Annotated in this window: 15 protein-coding genes; 4 read left to right on the top strand and 11 right to left on the bottom strand. The window is 64.6% G+C overall.

The annotated features are described in order from the left end of the window. Positions 1-21 precede the first annotated feature (21 nt). The 9 genes from AOG28_RS05640 to AOG28_RS05600 form a co-directional block, all read right to left on the bottom strand. The gene (locus AOG28_RS05640; RefSeq protein ID WP_054555602.1) at positions 22-1,626 is read right to left on the bottom strand and encodes an HAL/PAL/TAL family ammonia-lyase; all 1,605 of its coding nucleotides are present in this window, start codon (positions 1,624-1,626) and stop codon (positions 22-24) included. Between the two features lie 113 nt (positions 1,627-1,739). Then, positions 1,740-2,798 (bottom strand): hypothetical protein, encoded by a 1,059-nt coding sequence (locus AOG28_RS05635; RefSeq protein WP_054555601.1) that lies wholly within the window; start codon positions 2,796-2,798, stop codon positions 1,740-1,742. Next, complete coding sequence (locus tag AOG28_RS05630; RefSeq protein ID WP_235506953.1) at positions 2,795-3,658, bottom strand: glycosyltransferase family 2 protein; 864 nt, start codon at positions 3,656-3,658, stop codon at positions 2,795-2,797. Before AOG28_RS05630 ends, AOG28_RS05635 begins: the two co-directional genes overlap by 4 nt. Beyond that, positions 3,655-5,676, bottom strand: a complete 2,022-nt coding sequence (locus AOG28_RS05625; RefSeq protein WP_054555600.1) for an AMP-binding protein — start codon at positions 5,674-5,676, stop codon at positions 3,655-3,657. The genes AOG28_RS05630 and AOG28_RS05625 overlap by 4 nt, the downstream gene beginning before the upstream one ends. Continuing rightward, positions 5,676-6,287, bottom strand: a complete 612-nt coding sequence (locus AOG28_RS05620; protein WP_054555599.1) for a hypothetical protein — start codon at positions 6,285-6,287, stop codon at positions 5,676-5,678. Before AOG28_RS05620 ends, AOG28_RS05625 begins: the two co-directional genes overlap by 1 nt. Further along, positions 6,284-6,556, bottom strand: a complete 273-nt coding sequence (locus AOG28_RS05615; protein ID WP_054555598.1) for an acyl carrier protein — start codon at positions 6,554-6,556, stop codon at positions 6,284-6,286. The genes AOG28_RS05620 and AOG28_RS05615 overlap by 4 nt, the downstream gene beginning before the upstream one ends. Next, positions 6,546-6,815, bottom strand: coding sequence for a phosphopantetheine-binding protein (locus tag AOG28_RS05610; RefSeq protein WP_054555597.1), 270 nt, complete (start codon positions 6,813-6,815; stop codon positions 6,546-6,548). Before AOG28_RS05610 ends, AOG28_RS05615 begins: the two co-directional genes overlap by 11 nt. A gap of 524 nt (positions 6,816-7,339) precedes the next feature. After that, the gene (locus AOG28_RS05605) at positions 7,340-8,137 is read right to left on the bottom strand and encodes a lysophospholipid acyltransferase family protein (RefSeq protein ID WP_054555745.1); all 798 of its coding nucleotides are present in this window, start codon (positions 8,135-8,137) and stop codon (positions 7,340-7,342) included. Between the two features lie 8 nt (positions 8,138-8,145). After that, positions 8,146-8,859: a beta-ketoacyl synthase chain length factor gene (locus AOG28_RS05600; protein ID WP_054555596.1), complete on the bottom strand. Its 714-nt coding sequence runs from the start codon at positions 8,857-8,859 to the stop codon at positions 8,146-8,148. Between the two features lie 409 nt (positions 8,860-9,268). On the opposite strand from AOG28_RS05600, the gene AOG28_RS05595 reads away from it, so the two are divergent. Beyond that, positions 9,269-10,732 carry a TrkH family potassium uptake protein gene (locus AOG28_RS05595; RefSeq protein WP_054555595.1) on the top strand — a complete coding sequence of 488 codons (1,464 nt, stop codon included), beginning with the start codon at positions 9,269-9,271 and terminating at the stop codon, positions 10,730-10,732. Between the two features lie 85 nt (positions 10,733-10,817). Here AOG28_RS05595 and AOG28_RS05590 read toward each other — a convergent pair whose 3' ends face one another. Continuing rightward, complete coding sequence (locus AOG28_RS05590) at positions 10,818-12,086, bottom strand: 1-acyl-sn-glycerol-3-phosphate acyltransferase (protein WP_054555594.1); 1,269 nt, start codon at positions 12,084-12,086, stop codon at positions 10,818-10,820. Between the two features lie 62 nt (positions 12,087-12,148). Continuing rightward, positions 12,149-13,069: a recombination-associated protein RdgC gene (locus AOG28_RS05585; protein ID WP_054555593.1), complete on the bottom strand. Its 921-nt coding sequence runs from the start codon at positions 13,067-13,069 to the stop codon at positions 12,149-12,151. 412 nt (positions 13,070-13,481) lie between these two features. Between AOG28_RS05585 and AOG28_RS05580 the strand changes: the two genes are divergently transcribed. The 3 genes from AOG28_RS05580 to gyrA all read left to right on the top strand — a co-directional run bounded on the left by AOG28_RS05580 (position 13,482) and on the right by gyrA (position 18,251). Beyond that, positions 13,482-14,582 carry a YHYH protein gene (locus tag AOG28_RS05580; RefSeq protein ID WP_152965338.1) on the top strand — a complete coding sequence of 367 codons (1,101 nt, stop codon included), beginning with the start codon at positions 13,482-13,484 and terminating at the stop codon, positions 14,580-14,582. A gap of 131 nt (positions 14,583-14,713) precedes the next feature. Further along, a complete protein-coding gene (locus tag AOG28_RS05575; RefSeq protein ID WP_082388322.1) occupies positions 14,714-15,226 on the top strand; it encodes an acyl-CoA thioesterase in 513 nt (170 codons plus the stop codon). Positions 15,227-15,473: 247 nt separating this feature from the next. Next, positions 15,474-18,251: a DNA gyrase subunit A gene (gyrA, locus tag AOG28_RS05570; RefSeq protein WP_054555591.1), complete on the top strand. Its 2,778-nt coding sequence runs from the start codon at positions 15,474-15,476 to the stop codon at positions 18,249-18,251. Positions 18,252-18,292: the final 41 nt, after the last annotated feature.

Raw genomic sequence — 18,292 nt, 5'->3', positions numbered from 1 at the left:
CGCTCATAGCTTCTTCCTCGTTCATGCGTTGGCCTCGCCTGCGCTCAGGGCCCAATGGCGCTCACGGATGCGCGCGCACAGCAGGCGCAGGTCGGCTTCCAGAGCGCGATCTTCCTCGAGGGGCGCGATGTCTTCACGCAGTTCACGGGTGAAGGCGGCCAGTCTGGGCGGCGTGGCGGCTTGACCCGTGATGTCGGCGCGCTGCTCGCCACCCTGCACGGCGGCGTGCAGGGTGGCGGCGGCGACCTGTTCCACCAGTGTCAGCACGCGCAGCGCATCCCGCGCGGCGATGGTGCCCATGCTGACCTTGTCCTGATTGTGGCACTCGGTGGAGCGCGAGAAGACGCTGGCGGGCATGGTCAGCTTGAGGGCTTCCGCCGTCCAGGCCGAGGCGCCGATCTGTACCGCCTTGTAGCCATGATTGAGCGGCGCGCGCTCGAGCGTGGCACCGCTGAGGTTGCTGGGCAGACCACGGTTGTAGCGGCTGTCGACCAGCAGTGCCAGCTGGCGGTCGAGCAGGTCGGCCAGGTTGGCGACCGCCGTCTTGAGGCTGTCCATCACCATCGCCACATGGCCGCCATAGAAGTGGCCGCCGTGGAGAATCTTGCCGGCCTCGACATCGATCAGCGGGTTGTCGTTGGCGCTGTTGAGCTCGGTCTCGAGAAAACTGCGCCACCAGCTGAGGCTGTCCTCGACCACGCCGATGACGTGGGGCGCGCAGCGTGTCGAGTAGCGGTCCTGCAGGCGCGGCGAGTTGATCGGTGTGGCATCGACTTCCGGCGCCGCCGGGTGGGCCAGGTCATCGCGCAGCCACTGGGCCACGCGGGCCTGACCGGGATGCGGCTTGGCGGCGAACAGATCGGCATCGAAGTGGTAGGGGTTGCCTTCCAGCGCCTGCACGCTTAGCGCGGTGATGCGCGCGCTCAGGCGGCTGAGGTAGCAGGTGCGGCCGTAGGCCAGCGCGGCGAGGGCCGTCATCACGGCGGTGCCGTTCATCAGTGCCAGGCCTTCCTTGGGGCGCAGCACATAGGGCGTCAGGCCGTGTGCCGCGAAGACCTCCGCCGTCGGGCGCAGCGCGTGGGGCTGGCCTGCGCCGGGGCGCACCCAGACCTCACGCTCGCCACACAGCACGGCGGCCACATAGGACAGCGGGGTGAGGTCGCCGCTGGCACCCACCGAGCCTTCCTCGGGAATGCGCGGCAGGATGTCGTGATTGAGCAGCCATACGAGGCGCTCCAGCAGCGCCATGCTGACCCCGGAGACACCCCGGCACAGCGAGACGAGGCGCACCATCACCACCGCGCGACTGCTGACCACATCCAGGTCCGCGCCCATGCCACAGCCGTGGAAGGTATAGAGGTGGCGCGGCAGGGCTTCGAGGTCCTCTGCCCCCTGCACGGCACGCGTCACGGAATCGCCGTAACCGGTGGTGACGCCGTAGACCACGCCTTCTTCTTCCAGCAGGCGTTCCAGCAGGGCCGGACCGGCCTCGATACGGGCGCGGAAGGCGGCATCCGAGGTCAGGCGCACCTCACGGCGGCCTTCGGCGACATCGATCAACTGCTCGAGGGTGATATCACTGCCGTCGAGAATCAGGGGGGAGGAAGAGGTGGCGGGCTGTGACATGACGAGGTACCTGGCGAAGAGAGAAGCGTGAAAATGCGCTGAACGTGAAGACCGAACAAGGTGAAGGCCGCTGAGCCGGGCGCGAAGCAGCGTTGTCGCAGGCCCGGCGCGGCTCAGGCGTCCTGTTTCGGAGCCGACGTGCTGTCTGGATTCGACGCGCTGTCAGGCGCCTGATGCCAGAAGTCGAAGAAGTTGAACCACTGCAGCGGATGGCGCTTCACGCGCGCTTCCAGATGACGGGCGTGGCGCTGCATGGCCTGCTGGATCCACGCCTCGCGACCGCTGCGCTTGACGGCGCGGCTGTCATCGAAGGGCGCGAAATCGACCCGGAAACGCGGATGGGCGCCGCCCTGTTCGCGAATGCAGCTCAGGGTATAGACGTGACAGCGCAGCAGCGCGGCCAGCATGAAGGGCCCCTGCGGGAAGGGCGCGGGCTGATCGATGAAATCACAGTGCAGCACGCGCGGTGAGGCCGCGGCACTCGCCGGCGACGCGGGTCTGCTGCCTTCTGCCGTGTTGGCTTCGACCGAGTTGGTATCGGCCTTGGCATTGTCGGCGGTGGGCGGAATCGGCACGCGGTCGGCGGCGATGACCACGAAGCCGCCGCGATTGACGCGATCGCCCAGTGCCATGGCGGTGGCGGGCGTGATCTCGCTGACCTCGATCATCTGCGGCGGCTTGCGGCCGGTGGCCTGCTCCAGCAGCTGATTGAACTTCTCGGCGTGGCGCGTGTGCACCAGCGCGCACAGATCGATGTCGTGGCGCTCGCCGATGGCATTGATCACATCCAGATTGCCGTGGTGGGCGACGAGGATGATGCCGCCCTCGCCACGCAGCGCGGCGTCGCGCAGGTCTTCCGGGCCGGTGCCGGTCAGCGAGGACAGCGGAATCTCGCCGCTCCAGGCCGAGACCTTGTCCATGATCGCCTCACCGAACTGCATGAAGTGGGCGAAGCTTCTCGTCCACAGGCGCACGCCGCCAAGCTCTGGCTCGAGGCGCTTGAGGAAGTCGAAGGAGGCACGCCGCGCCACCCCGCGCAGCAGGAAGTACCACACCAGCACCGGAAACAGCGCGATGCGAAACGGCCAGGCCCCGAGGCGACGACGAATCGTCACCATCAGGCGCATGCCAGTGGTGGAGCCGGTTTCCGACAGGCGTGCCCAATGGGTCATTCGTGTTTCCCCTTCGCGTCGTCAGGCTGCGAGGGGCGACTGACATGAGTGGATGATGTCCTGCCATTGCGTCCCGACAGCGTGCGCCAGGCAAGTTTCGGTGAGCGCAGCAGCATGCCGAGGAACAGCCGCGTGTGCATGGCGCTGATCAACAGGTTGTCGTGACCGGGGCGGAAGTGGCTGACGCCTCCGGTGGGATAGCTGACATGCACCGGCAGGTTGGCGACCTCGCCATCGGCCCAGTACCAGCGCACCAGCACCTCGGTGTCGAAGGACATGCGATCGCCACAGTCATGACGCGCCAGCAGCCGGTTGGTGGCGGCCAGCGGATAGAGGCGCACGCCGCACATGGTGTCGCGGATGGCCAGCGACAGGGTGTTGATCCACACCCAGATGTGCGAGGCGTAGCGGCCATAGAAGCGGATGCGCGGCACGCTGGCGTCGTATTGCGGATAGCCGATCTGCAGGCAGTCGGGATTTTCCTGCATGCCGTTGAGGAAGGCGGGCAGATCACTGACGTCGTGCTGCCCATCGGCGTCCACCTGCAGGGCATGGGTGAAGCCGAGCTGCTCGGCAGCCTGCAGCCCACTGCGCACCGCAGCGCCCTTGCCGCCATTCTGCTCGCGACGCACCAGGTGATGACCCTCGGCCGCCAGCTGATCCAGCACCTCGGCGCAGGGCGCGCTGCAGCCATCATCCACCAGCACGATGGGCAGCCCGAGCGGCGCTAGGCCAGCACATACGCCGGCGATGGTGGCGGGGTGGTCGTAGACCGGAATCACCACGCAGGCGCGCAGTGGCGACTCGCGGCTGGGGGGAGAGGATGTGTGGCCGGTCATCGGCGCCTGGGGCTGGCTCATGACGCCTCCGGTGTGGGTGTCGTCTGGGGTGAACTAAATGGCGAACTGAGTGGCGAACTGAGTGGCGAACTGAGTGGCGAACTGAGAGGTGTGTCATCGGTTTCAGCACCGTAGCGCAAGCGGCCGCTGGCGTGCAGGCCCGCGCGGGATTCCAGGCGGAAGTCGACGCGCAGGCCGTGGCTGTCGGCGACCAGTGTCGCGGCCAGCGTGAAGCGCATGCCCGGCAGCAACAGGTTGGAGAACTTGATGCGCTCCAGACGCTGAAAACGGCTTTCCTCCACACCGACACCCGCCAGGCGCAGGCGGCGGCCGAGATCGCGTGCCCACTTGAGCATCACCACGCCGGGCACCAGTGGCTGGGCGGCGAAATGCCCCTCGAGGTAGCACAGGCTGTCGGGCACCTCGGCTTCCAGCGTCAGCTGCTGCGGGCCGCTGGAGGTCTCGCCCAGCCAGCGCGGCAGACGATGATCGTCGAGATCGGCAAACAGCCGCGCGACGGAGTCCGCCGTGAACTTGCCCTGGGCATTCAGCGGCAGGCGCGTGACGAAGCGCCAGTAGCGCGGCAGGGCGATGCGCTCGAAGCCCGGCATCAGTGCACGGCGCAGGCGCGCGATCAGGTCGCGGCGGCTGGCGTGAAGCTGCGGCAGCGCGCGCTCATCCATCACCACCACTGCGCCCAGGCGATGCTCACGCGTGGGCATCGGCAGGCAACGCACTTCAAGCACCTCCGCTTGCTCGCTCAGGCAGCGCTCCACCGCGCTCAACGAGACCCGCTTGCCGGCCAGCTTGACCAGCCGATCACTGCGCCCCAGCAACTGAAAGCGTGGCGCCGCGTTCCGTGCGTCGTCACCCTCTGCCGCGTCCTCCACCAGCGCCGCCTTGTCGGCCTGCTGCCACCACTGATCAGGCGCTTTCAGAAATGGCGAGCGCACCGCGAAGCCCGGCGAGAAGGTGATCTCCACTGCCGGCAGCGGCGTCCAGTAGGCTGTCTCTTGCTGGCGGCGCCGGGCGATGCCGCCCGTCTCGGTACTGCCGTAGAGCTCGATCACCGGTGCCTTCAGGCTGGCCTCGGCATGACGGGCAGCCTCGGCCGGCAGCGGAGCGCCCGAAGAAAAGACCCGCAATACCTGACCGAGTTCCGCCAGAGGGGCGGCGGATGGCGTCTGTTCATCGGTCTGTGGCAGACGCGCCAGTTGGGCCGGAGAGCTGACCAGCTGGCAGCGATGACCAAGCCCGGAAAGCTGAGCGATGGCGGCGGCCAGCTGCTCCGGGTAGTGGCAGGCTTCGCTCAGGAACGGCACGCCTTCGCTGAGCGGACGCAGCAGCGAGACCAGCAGGCCGTAGATGTGCTGATGGCTGACCTGACTGAGGCTGACGGTGTCCGGCGTGGACGCCAGGGCAGTGTCAGGGCCTGACGCCAGCGGCCATAGCGCGCGATGCACGGCCAGTTCGGCCTCGAGCTGGTCGAAGCGCTTGGCGATGCGCAGTGGCTCGCCGGTGGAGCCGGAGGTGCAAAGCTCCAGTGCGATGCGTGCGGCATCGGGCGTGGTGTCCGGTCGTACAGGGGCAGGTGCAGAAGCCGTCGCGGCAGTACCTGCAGGGTCGGGCTGTCCCGGTGGCCAGCCATCGGCGGTGGTCTCGGGGAGCTGGCCGGCGCTGTCGCCCGCCAGACGTGCCAGGGTCTCGGGGCGGTCATCTCCCGGCAGGATCGCCCGCATGCCGCGTTCCCACAGCGCCAGCAGCTGCACGCAGGCGCCCAGCGTGGTGGGCTGGAACAGCACCCAGCGTGCGCCGGGCTGGCGGGCGTCGTGATCACCGGGCAGGCAGTCCAGCCAGTGATGCCAGGCGTCCACGCGCGCCATCAGTTCGGCACGCGTTAATGCGCGCAGTGGGTGACCGGGGACGGCCAGCCAGCAGGCCGGCGCCTCGGGTGACTGATCGGCGAGTTGACGCCAGACATGCTGCGTCAACAGCGACGTGACCGGCGTATCCGGGCTGACGGGAGATGAGTCAGGCATCAGGTGTGTGAACTCCGCAGGCGACGGCGAACCAGCCATTCACCGCCGAACAGGAGGCCCATCAGCACATAGCTGATCAGGCCGTTGTAGAGCGTCCAGGTCGCCAGGTCGGCATGCAGGGCCGTCCAGCCGGCGATGCTGGCATTGAAGAGAAAGAAGGCACACCACACCCGGGTGACCTGGCGGGTGTAGCGCACGCCGGCAGGGGGCAGGTCGGGTTCCTTGAGGCGTGCGAGGCGCTCGATCACCGGCATGCCGCGCCACAGGCTGGTGGCGAAGACGCTGAGCATGGCCAGATTGACCAGTACCGGATAGGCCCGCAGCCCGAGTTCGGCCTCGCTCGTCACGCTGATGCCCACCAGCAGGGCGGCCAGACCCAGGCGCAGTGCCAGGTGCAGCGGCAGGCGCTGGATCAGCAGGGCGCCGAACAGGATCAAGGCCCACACCCAGGGCGACGAGTGTCCACTGACCGCGCCGCTGTCTGCGGTGAGGCGCGACAGCAGGGCGTAGACCAGCAGTGGCCAGCCAAGAGCGGCCACGATGCCCAGCACGCCGAGCAGCACCCTGCTCTGTGCGGGGCGCGTGCGGCTGTCAGGGGACGACGGCGTCATGCCTGGCGCTGTGTCAGCTGTTCGACGGCGGTGACCACATCGTTGAGCGTGCGCACGCTCTTGAAGTCATTGGCGTCGATGCGTCGGCCGGTGAACTTCTTGAGCTCGACCACCAGGTCCACGGCATCGATGCTGTCGATGTCGAGATCCTCGTAAAGGCGCGCCTCGGGGTGGATGTCAGCGGCCTCGATCTTGAACAGCTCGATCAGGGTGCTGCGGACATGGGCGTAGATCTCCTCGCGGGAGGGGGGCGGTTGATCAGCGCTCACGACGGGCCTCCACCATCTCGCGCAGCGCGTTGAGGCTGGCGAAGTGGGCCCGGGTGTCCTCGGATTCGGCATCCAGGGTGATGCCGTAGCGCTTCTGCAGCGCGAGGCCCAGCTCCAGGGCGTCAATCGAATCCAGCCCCAGGCCATCCACGAACAGCGGCTCATCGGCGACGATGTCGTCCGGGGTGATGTCTTCAAGCTCCAGCGTATCGATGATCAGCTGCTTGAGTTCCAGTTCTATGCGGTGGGTGTTGCTCACGGCGTTACCTCATAAGCTGATGAGTGTGTTTAGTAAAGACTCGTTGACAGAAGGCGGTATGTGTCAGTGCTGAGGCACAGGGTGATCTTAAGTAGTATTACGCCTGGTTCTGGTTTTAGATCTAAATTTTTCTTTAATTTCCAGTAGCCCTATTTAAATTAGTTTTTGTTTTTTTAATATGTTCTTATCTAATGCTTCTTCAGGAAAATTTTGTTGGTAAAATGCGACAGTGATGTATGTGAAGTGCAACAAGTTATTGATAGTTAGGATAAAAATCTGTTCGTAACTGAAGCTTTTTTCAGTTTACATCCCAAGGTGCTGCTTATGACCAGTCGAAAACTCTACGGTTCCCGTTATTGCCATTATTTTTAAACTAGATAAGTTGCTTCTGCTCAATAGAGAAGATGGCTAAGATTGAAAAATACTGGTTATGATGATGGCTTTAGATTAAGTGAGGGAATGCTAAATAAGAAAGAGTGTGCTTTCTGATGAGCTTGAATTGGGAGGGTATAACTTATCTGGTTTTATTGCCGATAATGCTTAAATTTAGCGCTTTCATATGTAAATAGAGCCACGAGTTGCTGAGTTAGGAGTCTGGATTGCTGTGGGGGCGGTACCTCATCCTTCTCAGTCAGCAGCTGTGTGGTGTGCGCTGTCATGTCTGGCAGTACTTTGAGATTGAGCATCACGCGCTGCGCGGGGATGTGGTACCAGGGCTCGCCCTTGGTCAGCGTGCTGGGCTGGCAGTTGATGAGCACCGGGGTGATGTCACAGGGCGTGCGCAGGGCGATGTTGGCGGCGCCGCGGCGGAATTTCAGTGCGCGCCCGGGCACGCTGCGCGTGCCTTCCGGAAACAGGATCAAGGCATTGCCGCGCGCCAGGCTCGCGCCGGCGGCCTCGAGCACGCCCTGCGGCTCTTCATTGGTGATGTAGCCCGCGGCGCGGATGGGGCCACGGGTGAAGGGGTTGCGTGCCAGCCGCCCCTTGACCACGCAGTCGGCGTGGGGAATCAGCGCGAGCAGGAAGACCACGTCGATCAGCGTCGGGTGATTGGCCAGCACCAGCAGGCCCGGGCGTTGCAGGCGCTCGCAGTCGTGCAGGCGATAGTCGAGCACGCCCAGGCCGCGCATCAGGCCCACGAAGCCGCGCATGCAGTGATGGATGATGCTGCGTGCGAGCTTCTGTCGCTTGTCGGGGCAGCGTACCACCAGTGTCAGCAGGGGCCACATTCCCCCCACCAGCAAGCCGCCCAGCCCGAAGGTCAGGAAGCTGATGGCCGTGGCGATGCCACGCCACAGGCGCCCGAGGGGAGACGACAGCATGCGTGGCATCAGTCTGCTGGCGGCGTCGGTGAGGCGGCGTGAGCGCGGCTCAGCTGCCATTGATGGCGACGACAGGCGAGCGTCTCAGCCCCGGCCTGCTCAAGCCAGGCAATGACCTCAAGCGGCGTCGGGGCGCTGTCCGTCATTGACTCGCCAGGCGTGGCGCTCAGTGTCCATGCGCTGTCATCTTCACTGCGGCGGCTCAGGCGCAGGGCGACGGCGCTGGCGCACGCCGGGTAGTCACCGTGGTGCAGGAAAGCCTCCGGCGCGGCGATATCGGAGAACAGCACGATGACATCCTCGCGCTCGCTCAGATAGCCGAGCGCCTCGCTCATCAGCGCCTCGAATTCGTTGCCGCAGGCGGCGAGGGCTTCCAGCGGCTGATGGGACTTGCCGGTGATCGAGTACATGCCCAGCACGGCGTTGTGCACCGAGAGCGAGAAGCGTGCCGGTGACAGGGCCTCGTCGGACTGGGTGGCGGCATCCAGCAGGGCGAGAATCTTGCCGGTATCGCCATGACGCGAGGCATGGATGATGGGCAGGTCGGCGTCAGGGTCGAGCGCGAACAGCAGCTTGCAGCAGGCCTGGCCGACCGGGCTGAGTCGACGACGCTGCATGGCCGGAACTTGCTCGGCACGCGGGGTGGGGGTGATATCTAAGCGGCTGTCGTGGGCGGTGCGGGTCGCACTCGCCTGCCAGGCTCGCCAATCAGTCAGACGCATGAGGTTCTTGTCCGTGAACGCATCGTTGCCATATTGGGGCCTCAGTGTACCGCACAGGGGTTGGGCAGCCCAACCGGACTCAGGCGTGTTGGCACTGAGCAGGCGGCGTGGCTACGCGTGTCGTTGGCAGGATAGCAGCTTGCAGGGCGGCACAAGGCGCCTTACGTGAGGTGTCGGGGTGTGATGTCCTGCGGCGGGTCACCGCTGTGGCGGCGCTGGACAGCGGCAGAAGAGGGTGTAGGGTATCGTCGCACTGAGACTGGCGCCCGGGGCGTCATGGGGTAAAACGCTGAGGACGCACAATGATGACTGTCATCAACAGGTCGGTGGCATGAAGGGTGGCTCGCGGGACCTGCAGCGTAGACGGGCTCGCGCAGGGCAGGCGACCCGAGCGCACTCGCAGGCGCTGATGCGCCTTCTTTCGCTCTCGGAGTGGTTGCCGGTCATCCGGGTACTCGGCCTGCTGCTGTGCGTGGTGGCCTTGATGATGCTGGCGCCCTTGCTGGTGTTGCTCGGCGAAGCGGATGCGGATGCCAGCGCCTTTCTGATCTCGCTGGGCATCACGCTCGGCTCGGCGGTCATCATGCTGACGGTATCGCACAAGGTGGAGCTGCAGCTCAAGCCGCGTGCGATGTTCGTGCTGACGACGCTGAGCTGGGTGCTGGTGTCGGCCTACTCGAGCCTGCCGTTGATCTTCGGTGCCACCCACCTGGGCGTGACCGATGCCGTGTTCGAATCGGTGTCGGCGATCACCACCACCGGCTCGACCGTGCTGTCTGACATCGAAGGGCTCTCGGATGGTCTCAAGCTGTGGCGCGGCCTGATGCAGTGGGTCGGTGGCATCGGCATCATCGTGATGGCGATCGCGATCCTGCCGTTTCTGAAGGTCGGCGGCATGCGCCTGTTCCAGACCGAATCCTCGGACTGGTCCGACAAGGTGCTGCCGCGTGCCGGTGGCGTGGCCAAGGCCATCGGGCTGGTCTATGTCGGGCTGACCTTGCTGGCCATCGTCTGTTACTGGCTCGGTGGCATGCACTGGCTGGATGCGCTGGTGCATGGCATGACGTCGCTGGCCACCGGCGGCTTCTCCAATTACGACAGCTCGATGGGCGTCTATTCCGACCGGCCCTATCTGCTGTGGATGGCCTCGGCTTTCATGATGTTGGGGGCGCTGCCCTTCGTGCTGTTCATCCGCGCCTGGCAGGACCAGGCCGGCGTCCTGTGGCGTGATGCCCAGGTACGCGGCTTCCTGCGTCTGCTGGGGTGGGTGATCGCCTTGCTGACGCTGTATCGCGTCGTCAATGGCGAGGCCATCTTCACGGCGCTGACCCAGGTGACCTTCAATGTCATCTCGGTGGTGACCACCACCGGCTACGCCAGCGACGACTACAGTGCCTGGGGGCCCTTTGCGGTGGTGGCCTTCTTCTATCTGACCTTCGTCGGCGGCTGCAGCGGCTCGACCAGCGGCGGCATGAAGATCTTCCGCCTGCAGATCGGCCTGATCATGCTCGGCAACCATCTGCGCTCGCTGATCCATGCCAATGGCGTCTTCTCGCAGCGTTACAACGGTCGCGCGCTGCCCGATGAGGTGGTGCGCGCCGTGATCGCCTTCTCGTTCTTCTTCTTCATCACCATCGGTGGCCTGGCGCTGGCGCTGTCGTTCATCGGGCTGGACCTGATCACCGCGGTGACCGGCGCCGCCACGGCCGTCACCAATGTCGGCCCGGGACTGGGCGAGATCATCGGCCCGGCGGGCAACTTCTCGAGCCTGCCGGACAGTGCCAAGTGGTTGCTGTGCCTCGGCATGCTGATGGGGCGTCTCGAGATATTGACCGTGCTGGTGCTGTTCTCGCCCAGCTTCTGGCGCAAGTAGCGGCCCACGAAAAAGCCACCGTCGATTGACGGTGGCTTTTTCGTGGCAGGTACAAGACTCAAGTATCTTGTACCGCAGTGCTGGCTTACTGAGCGACCTTCTCGCCGTCCGTCGCCTCGGCGGCATCGAGCTTTTCATCGAGATCGATGGAGAGCCCTTCGCGGTTGAGGATCGGGTTGGCGTATTGCACCAGCCACCAGTCCTTGAGCTCTGCGGGCACCTCTGCGAGGCGGTTCTCGAAGGTGGCGCGTTCGGCACCGCTGATGGTGGAGACATCCAGCGCCGAGGCCAGACGCGGCTCCTCACGCAGCTGCGGGCGGCTGGCGGCCAGCTTCTCGAGTGCCAGCTGATGGCTCGGGTAGAGGGTGTAGTAGGCCAGCACCTGACGGTCGACTTCCTTCACCACGTCTTCCGGGGTCTCGAAGTCGCCCTTGAGCGGCTCGCCGAACACCAGTTTGACGCGCCCCTTGTGGCCGCTGATGCCCGCCGCGATGGACTTGATGTCCTCGTACTGCACCTTCTCGTAACGGCCTTCATTGGCGACGGCCGCCAGCTCACGCGCCTTCTGCAGGTCACAGGGGTCGAACTCGTAGCTGATCGACACCGGCACGATGTTGAGCTCGCTGACCGCCTCGCTGAACGGGCGCGTCTTGTCGGCGGTGCGCGCCGCCATGGTCAGCATCTTGATGATGGCGCTCTCGGTGCCGTCACGGCCATCCTTGGCGCGCCCTTCACGCTGGGCCAGCCAGATGGAGTGCTGGTCGTGGGTCAGCGAGTGGCGGATATAGCCCGACAGCGACTGGTAGGCGGCCAGCATCGCACGCTTGCCCTTGGCGGAGCGCGGCACGATGAAGCTCTTGTTGAGGCGCATCAGGTCGGTGACGAAGGGCTTCTGCAGCAGGTTGTCACCGATGGCGATGCGCACCGTGTCACGCCCGTGACGATAGAGGGCGTAGTTGACGAAGGCCGGGTCCAGCGAGATGTCGCGATGGTTGGACAGGAACAGATACGGCGTGTCCGGGGACAGGCGCTCCAGCCCCACCGTCTCGAAGCTGGTGGTGGTGGTGTGGATCATGCGCGCCATGTAGACGGCGATGCGGCTCTGGAAACTGGCAACATCCTTGACGCCAATCATCTCGCGCTTGATGGCCAGGCGCGCGATCTGGCGTGCCAGCCACGGGAAGCGCTGGGTCAGGCCCGGCAGGCGGAAGCGAGTCAGGGTGTCGAGCAGCTCGCGGTCCTGCTCCAGGCGTACCAGCACCTCCGCTACCTCGTCGTCGTGGTAGGGGCGAATATCGGCGAACGGGTCCTGTTCGCTGGTCGTGGCAGGCTTGGGTGTTGCAGTGTCAGTCATCGACGCACGTCATCCGGGTTTGTCATTCTGAAAAAAGAGAAGGTCGGCAGTGGGCCCAAGGCTCAGCTGGCGGGCTGGGCTTCACCACCCAGCCAGGCGGTCATCTGCTCGATCACGCCGGACAGCACCTGGGCCATCAGCGCGAAGTCGGTCTCCAGACGCAGGATGGGGTCTTCGCCGTCATCCTGGGCGTTGGCTTCGTCGACCACGGCATCGGCGAACTTGAGGCTCTTGAGCGCCATGTCCTCACCGAGCACCAGCGCGACGCGGCCATCGACTTCCAGCGCCAGCTTGCTGACCACGCGGCCCAGATTCAGCGCCGTCTGGATTTCCTCGCCGTCGAGATCGAAGTGACGCGCACGCAGCACGCCATCCTCGCCGCCCGGCGCCTTGAGTTCGACCTGGTCACCGACGATCAGGTCTTCCGGACGTGAGCTGACATCCTTGAGCCAGGTGGTCATCACCTGGGAAGGCGGCTGCGCGACGGCCAGCGGCGTGACCTTGAGCGTGCCCAGTGTCTGGCGCAGCAGGTCCAGCACTTCCTCGGCGCGCTTGGCATTCGAGGCGTTGACGGCGATCAGGCCGCGACGGCTGTCCCACCACAGGTCGGTGCGCGAGGAGCGCGTGAAGGCGCGCGGCAGCAGCTCCTCGTAGATCTGCTCCTTGAGGGTCAGCTTCTCGCGGCGACGCAGCGGACGGCCTTCGGCGGTCTCGCGCTCGGCCACGCGCTCCTCGAGTTCTTCCTTGACCACGGCGGAGGGCAGTACGCGCTCCTGGCGCAGGGCGCTGATCAGGAAATGGCCCTGAATCTCGTGCACCAGCAGGTCGCTGTTGCGACCGCCAGGTGCGACCCAGCCGATACGCTTGGCTTCGACGCCGGTGACCGGGCGGAAGACATGCTCCGGCAGGGCGTCGGCGAGACGACCCTCTTCCAGCGGTGCGCTATCGTGCAGGCGATACAGTTGCAGGTTCTTGAACCACATGCGACCAGTCCTTGAGTCCGGTGAACGGGGGCTGCCCGTCTGAATGGCGCATATTATGGCGAAACTCATGCGGCGGGTCATCCGCCGTGGACGTGACCCTGCGTCACACTGCGGTTGTCGACCATCTCGCGCGAGCACAAAGACATACTGTGTGCACGCTGTGGCGCTAGTCTTGAGTCGACCTAGCGGTGCGCGGTCTGGCGGTTTGCGGTATCGCCCACCAGGCAAAGACCCGTAGATATCGATCAGCAGGCAAAGACCCGTAGATATCGATCAGCAGGCATCGACCCGTAGGCATCGACCCGCAAACATAGACCATCAGACTTGAGACGCGGAGGGCGGCAGAGTGATCGACGACGTTGTTGTGGAGACTGCTGTGGGGACTGCTGAGGAGACGGTTGTGGAGGCTTTTGTGAAGAGCAGAGCTTCGGGCGCGAGCGCGCTCAAACGGACACGACCACTGACGCTGGCGGCGCTGACCCTGCTGCTGTTCGGCTGCAGCGGGGAGCATGACGCCCAAGACAAGACGGCCAGCGCGGCCGAGACCAGTGCAACGGTCACGAAAGAGGCAGCCGCTGACGGCGAATCTGCCCCGGCGGCGCTCGGGCTGGAGCCTGAGATGTTTGCCGAGGGCGCGATCGTCGGTGAGGTCGAGACCGTCGACTGCACCCTGAGCGGCGGCACGCAGACGACCTGCTATCAGTTCCGTGTGGCCGGTGCGCCCGCGGACCCGCAAACCTCGCCGGAGGGGCCTTTCTGCCCGCCCAATATCCACTCCGGTGAGGAGGAAGGCGGCACCTGGATGGATGGCGAGGGCACTCTCTATCAGGTGGACGGTGAGTTCATCAAGAATCTGGCCACTCTCTACAAGGACAAGGAGTGGCAGATGTACGACGTCAACACGGGCGAGATCACCGTGATCGATGGCGCACGTGGCTGTGAGGTGGCGGGGAACCCGAACCCCATCGAAGGCTTCGACAACTTCTGTCTCGAGTGTCCGCTGGATGAGCTGGGCGGTGGCATCGACAAGACTGTCGTGATTCCCAAGGTACCGGTGCCGGCCGCCGAGTCGACCTCGCTTGCCGGCCGCTCCAATACCGGAGTGGCGCTCAATGGCGTGCTGTTCGGCCCGCCGGCGCCGCTGGAGCTGATCTTGAGCTCTCACACCCTGGGGGTGCTCGATGATTGTGGCGCGCATGCCAATCCGCATGAGGGCTATCACTATCACACCGCCACTGGCTGCTCCGAGATCGGCATTCAGGAAGATGGCCATTCGCCGATGATCGGCTATGCGCTGGATGGCTATGCCATCTATGCCAGAGAGGACAAGGACGGCAATATCCCCGCTGACCTGGATGAGTGTGGCGGCGAGACGGACCCGGTGCGTGGCTATCACTATCACGCCTCCGCGCCGGGGGTTAACCAGATCTTCGGCTGCTTCATGGGCGAGAAGGGGCACTTCCTCGACGAGGAGGGCGGCGAGAGGCCGCCGCAGGGTCCGCCCGGCGAGTAGCCGTCTTGTCGGGATGGCGAGCAGGGCCGGTGCCATCATTCAGCCAAGCGTTTGTTTTTCTGTCCGTCACCGGCATAAGATCAGCTGACGATGGCCACACGGCGCGATCGTTTCACGGACGGGAGGCAGGGATGCAACACGACAGCAATCCACCGCAGGCAGCGGTCGGCACTCACACAGACGTCGGCAATCGCACAGGCGTCGTCAGTCGCACGACCCTGACGGTGCGTGGCTACCATCTGGATGGCTATGGGCACGTCAACAATGCCCGCTATCTGGAGTTCTATGAGGAAGGGCGCTGGGAGTTCATGCTCGCGCATCTCGATCTGGCCGCACTCAAGCGCGAAGGCATCGCGATGGTGGCGGTCAACCTCAACCTGGATTGGCACTATCCCGCTACCGTGCATGATGAGCTGGTCATCACCACGCGGCTGTCAGAGCTCGGGCGCCGCAAGATGATCATGCGCCAGGAGATCCATCTGGGCGAGCGGCGCATGGGCGAGGTGCATCCGCGTTCCGGGGCGCTGGTCTCCAGGGCGGATTTCACCTTCGTGCTGATGAATACCGACACCGGTCGCGCCATGCCGCTGGACGGCGAGATCGGCGCGCTGCTGGGCGCGTTGGTCAGTGAAGAAACGGCCTGATCGCCGTCAGCGGCGAGGCATGAGCCAGCAGGCCGCGCACATTGACGGCCGTACTACCGTACTGAGGTGTCCTTGCGGCGTCGTGTGAGCTGCTAGGCGCGCTCGCAAGTGATATAATGCCGCCACTTCGGTGCCGCGGAGCTGGCACCCCGTGTCTGCTTCACGCCACTGCCGCGCTGCAGTACCGACGGAGCATGCGTCGTTGCTGCAGTGGCGCCAACAGTTGAGTTCAAGGATTTGACGAATCATGGGTGAGATCGCCAGAGAGATACTGCCAGTCAACATCGAGGACGAGCTCAAGCAGTCGTATCTCGATTACGCGATGAGCGTCATCATCGGGCGTGCCTTGCCGGATGTTCGCGATGGCCTCAAACCGGTTCACCGTCGCGTACTGTTCGCGATGCACGAGCTGAACAATGACTGGAACAAGGCCTACAAGAAATCTGCCCGTGTCGTCGGCGATGTGATCGGTAAATACCACCCGCACGGTGACAGTGCGGTCTACGACACCATCGTCCGCATGGCCCAGCACTTCTCCATGCGTTATGTGCTGGTGGATGGTCAGGGCAACTTCGGTTCCATCGATGGCGACAGCGCCGCGGCGATGCGTTACACCGAGGTGCGCATGGCGCGCCTGGCGCACGAGCTGTTGGCTGACCTCGAGAAGGACACCGTCGATTGGGTCGACAACTATGACGGCACCGAGCGCATTCCTGCCGTGCTGCCGACCAAGACCCCGAACCTGCTGGTCAATGGCTCCTCCGGTATCGCCGTGGGCATGGCCACCAACATCCCGCCCCACAACATGGGCGAGGTCATCGACGGCTGTCTGGCACTGATCGACAACGGTGATCTGACCATCGATGAGCTGATGGAATTCATACCGGGGCCGGACTTCCCGACCGCCGGTATCATCAACGGCCGTGCAGGCATCCTCGATGCCTACCGCACCGGTCGTGGTCGTATCTACGTGCGTGCCGTGCATACCATCGAGCACAACGACAAGAACGGCCGTGATCACATCATCATCACCGAGCTTCCCTACCAGGTGAACAAGGCGCGTCTGATCGAGAAGATCGCCGAACTGGTCAAGGATAAGAAGATCGAGGGCATCGCCGAGCTGCGTGACGAGTCCGACAAGGACGGTCTGCGCGTGGTCATCGAGACCAAGCGTGGCGAGTCCGGTGAAGTGGTCGTCAACAACCTCTTCTCCCAGACCCAGCTTGAGACCGTGTTCGGCATCAACATGGTCGCGCTGCACGAAGGTCAGCCGAAGATCCTGAATCTCAAGCAGATTCTGGAATCCTTCGTGCGTCACCGTCGTGAAGTCGTCACCCGTCGTACCCTGTTCGAACTCAAGAAGGCGCGTGAACGTGGCCACATTCTTGAAGGTCTGGCGGTGGCGATCTCGAACATCGATGAGGTGATCGAGCTGATCAAGGGCTCGCCGAGCGCGGCGGAAGCCAAGGAAAAGCTGATCGATCGCGAATGGCAGCCGGGCCAGGTGGTCGAGATGCTCGAGCGCGCCGGTGCCACTTCCTGCCGTCCGGAAGATCTGCCGGAAGGTCTGGGGCTGTCCGAGGACGCCAAGCACTACCGTCTGTCGCCGGCCCAGGCTCAGGCCATCCTCGAGCTGCGTCTGCATCGCCTGACCGGTCTCGAGACCGAGAAGCTGCTGGCCGAGTACTCCTCCATCCTCGAGCGCATCGCCGAGCTGATGGAGATCCTGTCCTCTGCCGACCGCCTGATGGAAGTCATCCGCGAAGAGCTGCGCGAAGTGCGTGCCCAGTACGCCGATGAGCGCCGCACCGAGATCATGACCAGCCGTCGTGACCTGACCATCGAAGACCTCATCAACGAGGAAGACATGGTGGTGACGGTCTCGCGCAGCGGCTATGCCAAGACCCAGCCGCTGTCTGACTACCAGGCCCAGAAGCGTGGTGGCCGCGGCAAGTCCGCCACCTCGATGAAGGATGAGGATGTCATCGAGCACCTGCTGGTCGCCTCGACCCACGACACCGTGCTGCTGTTCTCCAACAAGGGCAAGGTGTACTGGCTCAAGGTCTACGAGATGCCGCAGGCGTCACGTGGCTCGCGCGGCAAGCCGCTGGTCAACCTGATTCCGCTGGACGATGGCGAGTGGGTCACCACCATCCTGCCGGTGCGCGATTACGCCGCCGACAGCTACATCTTCTTCGCCACCGCCAACGGCACGGTCAAGCGCACCGCGCTGAGCCAGTTCTCGCGTCCACGCAGTGTCGGCCTGATCGCGCTGGACATCGAGGAAGGTGACCGCCTGATCGGCGCCGACATCACGTCCGGTTCCGACCACGTCATGCTGGTGTCCTCCAACGGCAAGGCGATCCGCTTCGAAGAGCAGAACGTGCGCGTGATGGGCCGTACCGCTCGTGGTGTGCGCGGCATGCGTCTGCTCGACGATGCACAGGTCATCAGCCTGATCATTCCGCGCACCACCGCGATCGATGACAACGAGATCGAGGTCGATGACGCCGCGGACGCGACGGCGGAAGGCGTCGAGAGCGCTGATGTGGCAACCACCGATGGCGCGACGGAAGACAGCGTCGCCAGCGGTGAGGTGCCGCAGTGCTACATCCTGACCGCGTCCGCCAATGGCTTCGGCAAGCGCACGCGTCTGGAAGAGTTCCCGCTGCGTGGCCGTGGTGGCCAAGGCGTGATCGCGATGCAGACCAGCGAGCGCAACGGCGACCTGGTCAGCGCGGTGCAGGTCAGCGACAACGACGAGCTGATGCTGATCACCGACCGCGGCACCCTGGTACGTACCCGCGTCGCCGAGGTGTCCACCACCTCGCGCAACACCCAGGGCGTGACCTTGATCCGCACCGCGGAAGAGGAGCGTCTGGTGACGACGGTGCGTGTCGACGAGCCGGAAGAGGTCGTTGTGGTGCAGGATGAGCTGGACGAAGAGGCGCTGAGCACCGACGAACAGGTGCAGGCGGGAGATGACGCCGAGTCGACGGATACCCCGCCGACAGACGCGGAATAAGACGCTGGATTGCGACCGCCTTCGGGGCGGTCGCTTCACTT

The sequence above is a fragment of the Cobetia sp. UCD-24C genome, assembly GCF_001306765.1.
GTDB classification, from domain to species: Bacteria; Pseudomonadota; Gammaproteobacteria; order Pseudomonadales; family Halomonadaceae; genus Cobetia; species Cobetia amphilecti.
The sequence above is the reverse complement of the archived record's forward strand: the minus strand, read 5'-3'. Positions and strand labels throughout refer to the sequence as shown.